The organism is Streptomyces beihaiensis (assembly GCF_026274175.1).
Lineage (GTDB): Bacteria > Actinomycetota > Actinomycetes > Streptomycetales > Streptomycetaceae > Streptomyces > Streptomyces beihaiensis.
This window is the reverse complement of record NZ_JAPHNL010000211.1, coordinates 26009-39446: the sequence shown is the minus strand read 5'-3', so window position 1 is coordinate 39446 and position 13438 is coordinate 26009. Positions and strand designations below refer to the sequence as shown.

The following is a 13438-nucleotide window of genomic DNA, read 5'->3' as shown; positions in this document are numbered from 1 at the left end:
GGACACCGGAGCGACGGAACGGAGACCGTAACGACATGACGACCACCGAGGGCCCAGGAAACTCCAGCGGCGCCAGTAGCACCGGTGTCTCCAGCATCCGTAGCAGTCCCAGCCTCTCGGATCTGGAGCAGCGCGTCGCGGCTCGCCGTGAGCGGCCCGCGTACGGGCATGACGCCCTGATCACCTGCGACCGCCTGGTCCGCATCTTCACGACGGACGGCGTCGAGGTCCAGGCGCTCCAGGGCCTCGATCTGCTCGTGCGGGAGGGCGAGTTGCTGGCACTGGTCGGCGCGTCGGGCAGCGGCAAGTCCACCCTCATGAACATCCTCGCGGGCCTCGACGAGCCCACCGCGGGCGCCGCGAAGGTCGCGGGGCGCGACCTGCTCACGATGGGCGCGAAGGAACGCCTGCGCTACCGGCGCGAGGTGGTCGGTTTCGTCTGGCAGCAGACCTCCCGCAACCTGCTGCCCTACCTGACCGCAAGCCAGAACGTGGCCTTGCCGATGCAGTTGCGGGGTGGTGGTGTTCGGATCGGTGGGAGCGCTGGGAGCGGTCGGAAGCGGTCCCGTCGGGCCGCGCGCGCGGCCGAGCTGCTGGATCTGCTCGGCGTCGCCGACTGCCGTGACCGCCGCCCGCGGCAGATGTCCGGCGGCCAGCAGCAGCGGGTCGCCATCGCCGTCGCGCTCGCCAACGAACCGGCCGTCGTCTTCGCCGACGAGCCCACCGGCGAACTCGACTCGCACACCGGCGAACAGATCTTCGCCGCGTTCCGCACGGCCAACGAACAGCTGGGCACGACCGTCGTCATCGTCACGCACGACCAGGCGGTGGCCCAGGAGGTACGCAGAACCGTCGCCATCCGCGACGGCCGTACGTCCACGGAGGTGCTGCGCCACACGCGGATCGACGAGGCGACGGGCCAGGAGTCCCTGGTCTCCCGCGAGTACGCGATGCTGGACCGCGCCGGGCGGCTGCAACTGCCCGCCGAGTACACGGATTCCCTCGGCATGCGCGACCGCGTGCTGCTCGGACTGGAGCAGGACCACATCCAGGTCCGGCCGGACGACCAGGAACGCTGAGCGGTCGTCCGTGGCGGACTGCGGGGCGGGCACGCGTCGGGAACGATGCGGGAGCGCGTCGGGAACGAGGCGGCCGATGCGGGTCAGGTCGGCGTGACGCTCAGTCCGCCGAGGCCCGGAGCCCCACCGATCCCGGAGCGGCGCAGCGCCACGGACCCGTACGGCGTCCGCAGCCGCACCCACGCTCCGGCCTCGAACAGGTCGACCGTGTCCCCCCGCAGGAAACCGAGCGACGCCGCGGCGTGCGCGAGCCGCACCGGTACCCCGCTGTCCGCTATCTCCCGCGACCAGATGTCCCGGCCGATACGGTCGAGCGCGGTCCGGGTCCGCTCCTCGGGCGCCAGTTCCTCGACCAGCGTCCGGAACTCGCCCACGGCGGCCTTGACGAGCCCGCGCAGCCGCTCGGCGCCGGGAAACTCCGCCACCCGCTCCCAGCCACCGCGCGGCGGCAGCACTCCGGCCCAGGGCGGCCCGGTCACCGCGGTGGGCACGGTGACGCTCGCGGCCGTCTCGTCGAGCGAGTCAAGCAGTTCCCCCACCGACACGGTGACGTCGAGCGTGTCATCGATCCCGTACTCGTACGGCTTCAGGAGCCGCGCCGTGCGGATCGCGAGGACCTCGAACGACGGCGGCCGCCCGAACACGGCGAGCGCCTCGCCGCCGGCCTGCGCCCGCAACCGCACGGCGGCCGCCCTGTCGTAGTGCAGCAGCCGGCCGAGGAAGGCGGCGAGGTCCGCCGCCTCCCCGGCGTCGGCGAGGTGCAGCACGGGCGGCGCGCTCGGTGCGGTCGAAGCGGTCGGCACGGTCATGCGGCGAGCGCCTCCGCTCCCCCGCTGTCCGTGTCGTCGTCCCCGTACTCCCGCAGGAACGACTTCTCGTCGTCGGTCAGCCGCCGCGGCCGCTGCGCCTCGAAGTCGAACGGCACGACGACCGTCGACGCCCGGACGTAGACCCGGTCGTCGTCCTTGACCTCGTAGGAGACCGTGAACGACGCCGCGCGGATGTCGGACACCCACAGCTCGATGTCGACCGGCTCGGGCCGGTGCACGAGCTGCTGCTTGTAGTCGATCTCATGGCGCGCCACGACCGACCCCTGCTGGAACTGCCGGTCCGGACGGCGCAGGAAGTCGATGCGGGCTTCCTCCAGGTAGCGGAGGAAGACCGCGTTGTTGACGTGTCCGTACGCGTCCATGTCGGACCAGCGCAGGGGGCAGGCGTATACGTGGCGTGCCATCAGCCGCGGGTCAGCTTCTTGTGCGTGGTGCGGTGCGGACGGGCGGCGTCCGGACCGAGCCGTTCGATCTTGTTCTTCTCGTAGGACTCGAAGTTGCCCTCGAACCAGAACCACTTGGAGTTGCCCTCGTAGGCGAGGATGTGCGTGGCGACGCGGTCGAGGAACCACCGGTCGTGGGAGACGACGACCGCACAGCCCGGGAACTCCAGCAGCGCGTTCTCCAGCGAGCTGAGCGTCTCGACGTCGAGGTCGTTGGTCGGCTCGTCGAGAAGCAGCAGGTTGCCGCCCTGCTTGAGGGTGAGCGCCAGGTTGAGGCGGTTGCGCTCACCGCCGGACAGCACGCCCGCGGGCTTCTGCTGGTCCGGGCCCTTGAACCCGAACGCCGACACGTACGCGCGCGACGGCATCTCGACCTGGCCGACGTTGATGTAGTCCAGCTCGTCGGAGACGACGGCCCACAGCGTCTTCTTCGGGTCGATGTTGGCGCGGGTCTGGTCGACGTAGCTGATCTTGACGGTCTCGCCGACCTTGATCGAGCCGGAGTCCGGCGTCTCCAGGCCCTGCAACATCTTGAACAGCGTGGTCTTGCCCGCGCCGTTGGGCCCGATGACGCCGACGATGCCGTTGCGCGGCAGCGTGAAGGACAGGTCGTCGATGAGGACCTTCTCGCCGAACGCCTTGTTGAGCTTGTCGACCTCGATGACGACGTTGCCCAGGCGCGGGCCCGGCGGGATCTGGATCTCCTCGAAGTCCAGCTTCCGCATCTTCTCGGCCTCGGCGGCCATCTCCTCGTAACGGGCCAGACGCGACTTGGACTTGGTCTGCCGCCCCTTGGCGTTGGAGCGGACCCACTCCAGCTCTTCCTTGAGGCGCTTCTGCCGCTTCTCGTCCTTCTTGCCCTCGACCTTGAGGCGCTCGGACTTCTTCTGCAGGTACGTCGAGTAGTTGCCCTCGTAGGGGATCGCGCGGCCGCGGTCCAGTTCGAGGATCCACTCCGCGACGTTGTCGAGGAAGTACCGGTCGTGGGTGATGGCGACGACGGTGCCCTTGTACTGGGCGAGGTGCTGCTCCAGCCAGTTCACCGACTCGGCGTCGAGGTGGTTGGTGGGCTCGTCGAGCAGCAGCAGGTCCGGAGCCTCGATGAGGAGGCGGCACAGTGCGACGCGGCGCTTCTCACCACCGGAGAGGTTGTTGACGGGCCAGTCGCCGGGCGGGCAGCCCAGGGCGTCCATGGCCTGCTCCAGCTGACCGTCGAGGTCCCACGCGTCGGCGTGGTCCAGGTCCTCCTGGAGCTTGCCCATCTCCTCCATGAGCTCGTCGGAGTAGTCGGTCGCCATCAGTTCGGCGACCTCGTTGAACCGCTTGAGCTTGTCCATGATCTCGCGAGCGCCGTCCTGGACGTTCTCGAGCACGGTCTTGGACTCGTCGAGCTCCGGCTCCTGCATGAGGATGCCGACGCTGTACCCGGGTGCCAGGAACGCGTCACCGTTCGACGGCTGCTCCAGGCCCGCCATGATCTTGAGCACGGTCGACTTGCCGGCGCCGTTGGGGCCGACGACACCGATCTTCGCGCCCGGCAGGAAGCTCAGGGTGACATCGTCGAGGATCACCTTGTCGCCGTGCGCCTTGCGCGTCTTGCGCATGGTGTAGATGTACTCAGCCAAGAGAAACCGTCCGGCAGTCGAAGTGTCGCAGTAAAGGGGCCCGCGCTGTGCGGCTCCACCGCGCGAGGGCAGATACACCCATCTTGCCGTACAGCCACCGCCGGGCGGAAACTCGTATCTCCGGACGCCGCCCACCGGGCACGTCCGCGCCCCGGCCCAAGGAGTGACGTCCGTCACCCGCGGCTGTGGCGCCGGACGGCCGCACGCTCCGGCCGCCCGGTCTCGTCGGCTAGCCGCTCACCTGTCGCCCTGGGAACCGTCCCGCCGATCGCCGTCCTCCGGGGACGGGGTCTGCGGGGACGGAGCCTGCGAGGACGGGGCCTGCGGGGTGGAGGCGGCCGGTGCTTGCGGCGCCTTCTTCCCGCGGCTCAGGACGAGCGCGGCGCCACCGGCCAGGACGAGCGCGATCGCCGCCCCGGCGATGACCGGTGTCGCGTTCGAACTGCCCGTCTCGGCCAGGTTCCGGTCGCCGGAGCCGGTGCCGGTGCCGCCGACGGAGGCCGGGCTCGGCTGCGGGGCGGCCTGCACGGTCAGCCCGTTGCCGGCAGGGCTCGCCGCGGGCGACGTGCGGCAGTCCAGCACACCCCGTATCCGCTTCACCAGGCCGTGCGGCCCCTTGATCGTGAAGTCGTACGCCTGGTCCTCCTGCAACGGGATCGTCACCGTCCGCGAGGTCTTCGCCGGGATCGTGTGCACGACGCTCATCAGCGTGAACGTGAACGGCTCGTCCCCCGGGTTGGCCACCGCTATGTCGACCCCGCCCGACTTGCAGTCCGCGGCCGCCGACAGGGCCGGCACGGCCCCCTTCTTCGCCCAGGTGGCCGTCGCCGTCGCGGAGACCGTGGACTCGCTCGACCCGGCGAGGATCTGCGTCTGGCTTCGCGTCCCCGAGACGAAGGCGCGGCCGACCGGCACCGTCGTCGAGCCCTGCACGGTCAGCGCGGCCGAGCCCGCCGCGGCGTCCTTGGGCACATCGAAGTAGATCTGCCCGCCGTCGACCACGGAGGTCACCGGCCGCCCCGCCTTGTCGACCACCTTCACCCCGTCGGCCGCGGCCTCGGCGGGCGGGGTCACGCCCACGGTGTCGGCGCCGGTGTGCACGGTGACCGGGCCGAGCCGCTTCCCCGGCCGCCCGGAGACCGCGCGCGGCGTCAGAGTGAGCGAGGCGCGCGGCTCGGCGACGGAGCGGGCGTGCTTGTCGAGGTAGTCGGCGAGCTTCTCCGCGGCGGGGCTGACCGCGTCGACGTCCGCGTGGTCCGAGTACCGCCAGATCCCCACCTGTGTGCCCGTGGCGGCGTCCTGCTCGGTGAGCGTGTCGGCCCCGGCCTTGCGGGCCAGCGCGGCGAGATCGTTGACCTGGGGGTAGGAGTGTTCCAGGATCCAGCGGATCTTGCCCGCGTCAGGGTTGCCGTTCAGCGATGTGCCGCTCCAGGAAGTCTCCTGGTACTTGGCGTCCGTCTGCGTCGGGTTGTGGATGTCGACGCCGTACGTGCGCAGCGTTCCGCCGCCGTCGACCGTCATCCGGAACAGCCCGGCGAAGACGCGCTCGCTGCGCCCGCCCTCGTGGATCACGGCCGCCCCGTACGTCTCCAGGCCGCCGATGGTCGCGCTCGCGCCGCTCTGATCCGTGTCGTCGTCATCCGCGAAGGCGGCTCCTGCCCCGGCCATCGCCGCGGCGGCCACGAGCCCTGGCACCAGGGCCGCCACGGCGAGGCGCGCGGCGCCGGGCCGCCCTGCGGCCCGTGAGAACACAGCAAACACGACATTCCCCTTCAGGCGGGACAGTACGACACATGGGGGGTGTCCCGCCGACAGAACCTTGCGCGCCGCGGTGCCGACCGGCCGCACCCGGCCGGCTCGGCATGAGCAGCCGACGCACAGCGGTGCGAACCACCTTGACTTCGCGGCCTCTTGAGCCCTGCACGAGGCTCACGAGCCCCTTGAGCTACGCCCGGCATCCTAAGTAAACGAGGGATCACGCCCGCCCGAGCGGGCACCCAGCGGCCGATCCGACTCGCAATCGTTATCCCCGACGCCCCTACGAGCTGGGCTTGTCGACAAATCTCCGGCACGCACCGGTGGATAAGCCGCACTTGGAACGCCGTCCGCCATGGCCGAAGGAACCAGCCGATCCCATAAGGCGGTTCACGTGGCCGCGCCCTCGCTCACGCCACCGGCTGGGGTTCGCGTTCGGCTTCCGGTTCCCGTTCAGCTACGGGTTCCTGATCGGTTTCGGGTTCCCGTTCGGCATCGGGTTCGCGTTCGGCGCCGGGTTCGGGTTCGGGTTCGGGTTCGGGTTCGGGTTCGGACCAGGCTCCGGTCTTCGCTCCGCGCCCGAACTCGGGCTCGCGCCCGGTCCGTGACAGCTCGTCGGTCCGGCCGGGTGAGGCTCTGCGGAACGCGGAGGTACCGCGCGAGAGGTCGTGCCCGATCGTGACCGCCTCGATGTCGGCCGATGTCCAGTGCTGCCCGCCGCGCTCCTCGTCTCGGACCTTCAACCTTCCGCGCACCACGACCGGTTCGCCGAGCGAGAGCGAGCTCTGCACATTCGCGCCCAGGGCCCGCCAGGCCCACACCGTGAAGAAGTTGGTGTGGCCGTCCACCCACTCGTTGCGCACCCGGTCGAAGCGGCGGGTGTGTGCCGCGAGCCGGAACCGGGCGACCGGCCCGGTCGGCAGTTCGCGGTAGACCGGCGTCGTCGCCACGTTCCCCACCACGGTCAGCATCGTGTCGCTGCTCATCGCAACCCCTCCCGTACACGGTCCGGGACGCGCGGCCGTCCGGCCCGCGCGGCCCCGGCCGCTCATCTCGTCCGCATCATCCGATCGCGGCCCGGGCCTGTCCCGAACCGCGATCTCAGACTGCCCCCGCCGCGAGAACCCCGCCGTCCCCTGTGTACTACCGGCCAGTTGTGGAAAACCCAGCCACCCGTACGTACTGCTCGCGCACCTCCCGGTACCGCAGCAGCTCCGCCGCGACCGGGTCGAGCACACGGGCCCTGCCGCAGGCCGCGGCCGCCTCCCGCAGCCGCCGCTCGGCCTCCTGCCCGTAACGCCGGGCGGGCCCCTTGGCCGCCATCCTGGAAGCCCACTCCACGCACGGGCCGCCCACGATCCCGGCGAGCATCAACAGCACCGGCACACCCAGGTTCGGCGAGACCACGCCGAGGATCTGCGCCGACAACCACAGGCCGCCCGCCACCTGCAGCAGCGTCATCATGGCCTGCACGAGGACGGCCAGCGGCCACCACCCGGGCCGCGGCGGCCGGGTCCCGACCGTGTACAGCGGCCCCTGTACCCGGCCGTCGCCCCGGCGCGCCGCGGGCGACGCCGTGGCCAGGGCGTCGAGCGCCTCCGGGAGCCCCTCTCCGCCGCGCAAGGCCGCCTCCCGCACCGACTGCCCCCACGCCTCCGGCAGCCCGGCCGCCGCAGCGTCCCCCACGGCCCGCACGGCGTGCTCGACCCGCTGACGGGCCGTGGCCTCCTCCTCGGCCTGCTGCTGCCTCGGGGTCAAGGTGGGCAGGTCCGCGGCGCGCCGCCGCTCGTACCAACGCCACAGCCGCAACCAAGGAGTGCCACAGGCCCGGTTGGCGCCACGGATCCAGGCGCGTTCGGCGGCCTGGCCCGCGGCCGCCGCTCCCACCGCGTCGGCGAGCCGGTCGGTGAACTCCTCGCGGGCCTCCTCGCTGAGCCCCGTACGGCGTCGCGTCGTGTACACGGGCCGCAGGCCGTCGGCGACGGCGTCCACGTCCGCGCCGATGCGCCGCACGGGCGCCAGCCGCCGGTTCGTGAACTGGTCGAGCGCCTCGCGCAGTTCACCGACACCGTCACCGGTCAGCGCGGACAGGGCCAGCACCGTGGCGCCCGGTTCGCCGTACTCGCCGAGCGCGATGCCGTCCTCGTCGAGCAGCCGCCGCAGATCGTCGAGGACCTGCTCGGCCGCGTCACCGGGCAGCCGGTCGACCTGGTTGAGCACCACGAACATCACCTCGGCGTGCCCCGCCATGGGCCGCAGGTAACGCTCGTGCAGCATGGCGTCGGCGTACTTCTCGGGGTCGACGACCCAGATGACCGCGTCGACGAGCGCGAGGATCCGGTCGACCTGCTCACGGTGGTCGGGCGCGGCGGAGTCGTGGTCGGGAAGGTCGACGAGGACCAGCCCGTCGAGCTCGGCCCCGGACTGCTGCGACTGCAGCGGCCTGCGCCGCGAGCGGCCCGGGATGCCGAGCCGGTCGAGGAGGCCCGCCGCCCCGTCGGTCCAGCTGCAGGCGATGGGCGTGGAGGTGGTGGGCCTGCGCAGCCCCGTCTCCGAGAGCGGCACGCCGGCCAGGGCGTTGAACAGGGTCGACTTCCCGCTGCCGGTGGCACCCGCGACGGCGACCACGGTGTGCCGCGAGGACAGCCTCCGCCGGGCGGATGCCTCGTCGAGGACCCGTACGGACTCGGTGAGCACCGTGCCGTCGAGGCGGGTCCTGGAGAGCCCGACGAGTTCACGCAACGCGTCGAGGCGCTGCGTCAACCGCCCGTCGTACGTCTCCGCTTCCGACATCGAGCCTACGGGTCCGGACACCGGGGCGCCGGAACCCGCGCCCCCGGATCCCGCGCCTCCGGATCCCGCAACGCCTGAATTCGTCGCGTCCACCGCGCGCGTGCCGCCCGAACCGTCTCCCGCCCCGGCGTCCGGTGCCTCGGCGACGCGCCGCGCGATGAGCCCGTCGTCCCAGGCGCCCTCGGCGGACCTCCCGGAGCTGACGGAACCGCCGGAACCGCCGGAGCCGACGGAACCGACGGAACCGACAAAGCCGCCGGGCTGGCCGGAGCTTCCGGACTGGATGGTGTGGCTGGACTGGCCGGCGTAGCCGGAGTGGTCAGGCTGTCCCGAGTGGTCAGGCCGTCCCGAGTGGTCAGGCTGCCCCGAGTGGTCAGGACGTCCGGAGTGGTCAGGCTGTCCGGTGTGGTCCGTGACGGCGGTCACCGCCCTCACCTCTCCTTCTGCAGCAGCGAAAGGGCCGCGATGAGTTCGGCCTGCGATTCGGGGGTGACGCCGAGGGCGTCCAGCGGCGCGAGCCGGCGCTCGCGCTCCGCGCCGAGCACGTTCTCCACGTACTCGCTCAGGAGCCGTCCACCGCGGTCGCGCAGCCGCAGCGCGCCCTGGGCGTTGATCCGCTCGGCGAGCCGCTCACCCGCGGCTCTGGCACGCCGCCCGCCCAGCAACGCCGTGGCGACGAGGGCGGCGACCACCTCGGCGTCGGGCGGCGTGGCGCCCTGCGCCTCGCCCATGGCGCGTACCTCGTCCTCGGCATACTCCTCAAGGACGCGCCGCCAGCGCCGTACGGCCAGACCGATGCGGTGCTCGGCGGTCTCGAGGCCGGGCTCCGGGCGGGCCAGTTCGGGCGCGTCACCTCCTGGTTCGCGACGCCACCGCTCGTCCACGCGCGCGTCAGCGGCGGTCACCGCGCACAGCAGGAGCGCCGCCAGGCTCTCCGTGAGCGCGTCGAGCAGCTCGTCCGCCGAGCAGTCGAGCGGGTAGCTGCGCCACCGTTTCAGCGCGTCCCCGGCGAGTACGGCACCGTTCTGCAGCCTGCCGCGCACGCGCGCGTACTCGTCGTCGTATGCCTCCTCGACAGCGGTCGTGAGCCGTACGGCGGCCGAGTGCTGGGAGGCGACGGCGGCGGCCAGTTCCGGCATGCGCGCGCGCAGCGAGTCGAGGACGCCGCGGGCCGTGCGCGACAGGGCGAGCGCCCGCGCGGCGGGGTCCTGGACACGGTGCGCGAGCCAGGCGCGCAAGGGGGCGACGGCGGTGGCGGGCAGCAGTCCGCCGTCACCGGTGGACTCGGGCAGCTCGGGCACGGTGAACCGGGGGATCTCCCCGAGCCCGGCCTTGGCGAGCAGGGCGCCGTACTGTCGCGAAACCTCACCGATCACCTGGTGGGGCACCCGATCGAGCACCGTCACGAGGGTGGCGTCGTACTCCTTGGCGGTACGGAGCAGGTGCCACGGCACCGCGTCGGCGTACCGGGAGGCAGTGGTGACCATCACCCACACGTCGGCGGCGCTGATCAGGCGGGCGGCGAGGAGCCGGTTGTCGGCCACGAGCGAGTCGATGTCGGGCGCGTCGAGAAGTGCGAGCCCGCGCGGCAGCGTGCCCGCGGTCTCGACGCGCAGCGTGCGCTCCCCGTCGTCGAGGGGCGGAACGAGCGAATCGTCCCCCTGGACGCTCCCGTCGGCCTCGTTCTGCCTCGGCACCCACACGCGCGTGAGGTCGGGCAGCACTCTCATCCCGGAGAACCAATGGTGGTCGTCCGGATGGCAGACGAGCACCGGCGTACGGGTGGTGGGGCGCAGCACCCCGGCCTCGCTGACCACCCGTCCTACGACGGAGTTGACCAGCGTCGACTTCCCGGCCCCGGTGGACCCGCCGACGACGGCGAGAAGTGGCGCTTCGGGGGCGCGCAACCGGGGCACCAAGTAGTCGTCGAGTTGTGCGAGCAGCTCATCGCGGTTGACACGCGCGCGCGGGGCCCCCGCGAGAGGGAGCGGAAAGCGCGCGGCGGCGACACGGTCGCGCAGCGCGGTGAGCGCGTCGAGCAGCTGAGGCCGTACGTCCAAGGTCACCACATGCGAAGAATGCCCAATTTTGGCGGCTTTCTGAAGCATGTGGCGGTCTTCTGCGTGCCGATTCCGCAGACCAGGCCCGGACAAGGCGCACGACGGAGCACAGGAAGCGCAGAGCGGCACGGAAGGGACGACTGGGGCGCAGGCATAACGAGTGCACAACACCCGAGACGCGAGACGCCAAAAGCGATGCGGGATCCGAACCCACCTGCGATTATCGGGACCGCTTCACTGAACCTCCACATCGAGCCACGGAGGCGAAGCGGCAGGGACAGGGATCCACGGCCCCTATCCTTGTCCCGGCAAGGTCACGGATCACCACCCGCACATCCGGTCCAGGCCACCGGCCACACACCGGCCCCCGTAGCTCAGTGGATAGAGCAGGCGCCTTCTAAGCGCTTGGCCGCAGGTTCGAGTCCTGCCGGGGGCGCCGAGCGGTATGCGGGGTCGCGCCCTCCCTCAAGGAGGGCGTTTTTGCTGTTCAGAGGTGGCGAAGCTGATCGGATCTCCCAGGTGGACTCAGCGCGGCCGACGCCCCCGACCTGGGCGACAGTCCGGACGGGCGCGGTTTGAGACGGGTCCGGACGGGTGTTCTTCCTGAAGACTTCCCGAAGTCTCGTCGCGACCTCTCCGCTGACATACCGGTGCGCCACATGTCGCATATCGGGGCAATACTGCATACAGGTTGAGGGAAGGACCCATGCCCGCTCATCCTTGGCGCCATGAGTCTCGCAGCGGCCTCCTTCGACCTGCCCGCCATGGGCGAGTACGCCCATGACTGGGCCCTCGTCGACGTAGAGACCTCCGGGCTCATACCCCGACGGGACCGGGTGCTGTCGGTCGCTGTCCTCACCATCGGAGCGGACGGACGGCAGACCGCGGAATTCTCCACACTGCTGAACCCCGGATGCGATCCGGGACCGGTGGACGTGCATGGGCTCACCGCCGAACGGTTGCGCGGGGCGCCAACCTTCGAGCAGGTCGCCGAGCGCATCGGGGAGCTGTTGCAGGACCGCGTTCTGGTGGCTCACAACGCGCAGTTCGACTACGACTTCCTTTCCTACGAGTTCGCCCGGGCGCGCAGGTGGCTGCCGGTGTCGCGGCGGCTGTGCACCCTGGCGCTGAACCGGCGGGTCGACCCACCGACGCCCGACATGAAGCTGGGCACGCTGGCCGCCCACTACGGCGTACCGCAGCAGCACGCCCATGACGCCCTGGACGACACCCGGGTGTTGGCCGGGATCCTGCGGGCGTCACTGCGTGAGGCGGCGCGACTCGCACTGCCGCTGCCCCTCGTGAGCTGCCCCCCGCGCGCCGAGTCGCAGTTCACGCCGAAGCCACCCAAGACGCCCTGCGCCTACCGCAACCCTGGACGGCTGGCCCGCGGAGGGCCGTTGCGGCAGGGGATGAAGGTCGCGATCACCGGTGAGACCGCTTGCGCGCGGGCCGAGTTGATCGGCAGAGGAGTCGCCGCCGGGCTCAACATGATGACCTCGGTCAGCCGCCACACCAGCGTCCTGGTCACCAATGAGCCCGCGTCCGGTTCGGCCAAGGCGCGGCGGGCCACTGCCGAGGGTGTGCCGGTCATCGACGAGGACACGTTCCTCAAGCTGCTCGGCGAGGTACAGGGCGGTGCGGCGCACCGGGCGCCGGAGGCGGAGACCGTTGCACCGGCGCCGGCCGTCCCGGCTCCTCGTCAACCGGCACTCGCACCTGCCGGGACGACGGGCAAGCCGTTGGCCGGGCGTCGTGTACTCGTCCTGGGCGGCACGCACAAGGAGGCTGCTGCCGCGCGCACCCGCGTGGTCGTGCTGGGCGGTTCCGCTGCGGTCAATCTGTCCCGCAGCGTCACTGACGTCGTTGTCCTCACCGGTGGGGACAAGGATCGCCGCATGCGGCGGATCACGGAACTGGGCCTTCCGGCGCGTGACGAGCGCTGGCTCGTCGATCCTGTCGGGGAGACCAGTGCGGAGACCAGTGCGGCGGCCCGTGCGGCGGCCCGCACGGAAGCGGCACAGGTCGAGGAGGCGCCTCTGGACGTCTCGGCTCAGCCGCTCCACGTGCTTCCCCGTGGCGGCGTCATCGATCTGCCCACGCCACAGTGGCATCTCGCCGCGGCCTGGGCTCCCCGGGAACGCTGCGAGATCGATGTCGTCGCGTTCGTGCTCGACGAGGACGAACAGGTCACCTTCGACGAGGACTTCGTCTTCTACGGCGCTCCGGAAAACCCCGCGGGCACGGTGCGGCTTCTCACCGGTGGCCCCGCCGAACAGACCGTCGCCGTCGACCTCGCCGCTCTCCCACCGGCCTCCCATCGGGTCGTTGTCGCGGCCGCCATCGACGGCTCAGCCACCTTCGGCGACATCGGAGCAGTCCAGATCACTGCCGCTCCCGACAGTGACGCCGCCCCTCTGGCCCACGCCACCCTGGACGCCGCGACCACCGAACGCACGCTGCTCCTGGGCGAGTTCTATCGTCGCGGCCCCGTCTGGCGCTTCCGCGCCGTCGGCCAGGGCTACGACCACGGCCTTGACACGCTCGCCCGGAACTACGGCGTCGAGATCGACGACTGAATCCGAACCACTGCCGGGCGTCTTGTCCGCAGCGGTCGCGTCAATCGCCCGACGGACGATACGCGAGCCCGGCACCGCCCCCCGGCCGAAGCGCACGCATCCCGTACGGCGGCGCACCTGTCTGAACTGCCCACAGCGGGATCCCACGCGGCTCACGCCTCGGGAGGATCCCCGCCGCGGGGCGGGCGGCCGGTGTCAGCGGCTTCCGGTGAGCTGTCCGGCGAGGCGGTCGTGGATGTGGGCGCTGGGCTCGCTTCAGGCCGATGACAGAGAC

9 protein-coding genes and 1 tRNA gene are annotated in these 13438 nt (G+C 71.5%); 3 read left to right on the top strand and 7 right to left on the bottom strand.

The features are described 5' to 3' along the window. The first annotated feature begins 35 nt into the window (after nt 1-35). Nucleotides 36-1079 carry an ABC transporter ATP-binding protein gene (locus OFY01_RS17355; protein WP_266600902.1) on the top strand — a complete coding sequence of 348 codons (1044 nt, stop codon included), beginning with the start codon at nt 36-38 and terminating at the stop codon, nt 1077-1079. A gap of 83 nt (nt 1080-1162) precedes the next feature. On the opposite strand, the gene OFY01_RS17350 is transcribed toward OFY01_RS17355, so the two are convergent. The 7 genes from OFY01_RS17350 to OFY01_RS17320 form a co-directional block, all read right to left on the bottom strand. Continuing rightward, nucleotides 1163-1888 (bottom strand): hypothetical protein, encoded by a 726-nt coding sequence (locus OFY01_RS17350; protein WP_266600900.1) that lies wholly within the window; start codon nt 1886-1888, stop codon nt 1163-1165. After that, on the bottom strand, nt 1885-2313 hold the full coding sequence (locus OFY01_RS17345) for an acyl-CoA thioesterase (RefSeq protein WP_266600898.1): 429 nt from the start codon (nt 2311-2313) through the stop codon (nt 1885-1887). The genes OFY01_RS17350 and OFY01_RS17345 overlap by 4 nt, the downstream gene beginning before the upstream one ends. After that, complete coding sequence (gene ettA, locus OFY01_RS17340; RefSeq protein ID WP_266600896.1) at nt 2313-3977, bottom strand: energy-dependent translational throttle protein EttA; 1665 nt, start codon at nt 3975-3977, stop codon at nt 2313-2315. Before ettA ends, OFY01_RS17345 begins: the two co-directional genes overlap by 1 nt. A gap of 237 nt (nt 3978-4214) precedes the next feature. Further along, nucleotides 4215-5738 (bottom strand): LAETG motif-containing sortase-dependent surface protein, encoded by a 1524-nt coding sequence (locus OFY01_RS17335; RefSeq protein WP_407700365.1) that lies wholly within the window; start codon nt 5736-5738, stop codon nt 4215-4217. Between the two features lie 404 nt (nt 5739-6142). Then, nucleotides 6143-6718, bottom strand: coding sequence for a single-stranded DNA-binding protein (locus tag OFY01_RS17330; RefSeq protein ID WP_266600894.1), 576 nt, complete (start codon nt 6716-6718; stop codon nt 6143-6145). A 157-nt stretch (nt 6719-6875) separates the two neighbouring features. Further along, nucleotides 6876-8951, bottom strand: a complete 2076-nt coding sequence (locus OFY01_RS17325) for a YfjP family GTPase (RefSeq protein WP_266600892.1) — start codon at nt 8949-8951, stop codon at nt 6876-6878. Nucleotides 8952-8956: 5 nt separating this feature from the next. After that, nucleotides 8957-10633, bottom strand: a complete 1677-nt coding sequence (locus tag OFY01_RS17320) for a dynamin family protein (protein WP_407700364.1) — start codon at nt 10631-10633, stop codon at nt 8957-8959. Nucleotides 10634-10948: 315 nt separating this feature from the next. Here OFY01_RS17320 and OFY01_RS17315 point away from each other — a divergent pair. Continuing rightward, nucleotides 10949-11021 (top strand) — tRNA-Arg (locus OFY01_RS17315). A gap of 292 nt (nt 11022-11313) precedes the next feature. Then, nucleotides 11314-13164 (top strand): TerD family protein, encoded by a 1851-nt coding sequence (locus tag OFY01_RS17310; RefSeq protein WP_266600888.1) that lies wholly within the window; start codon nt 11314-11316, stop codon nt 13162-13164. Nucleotides 13165-13438: the final 274 nt, after the last annotated feature.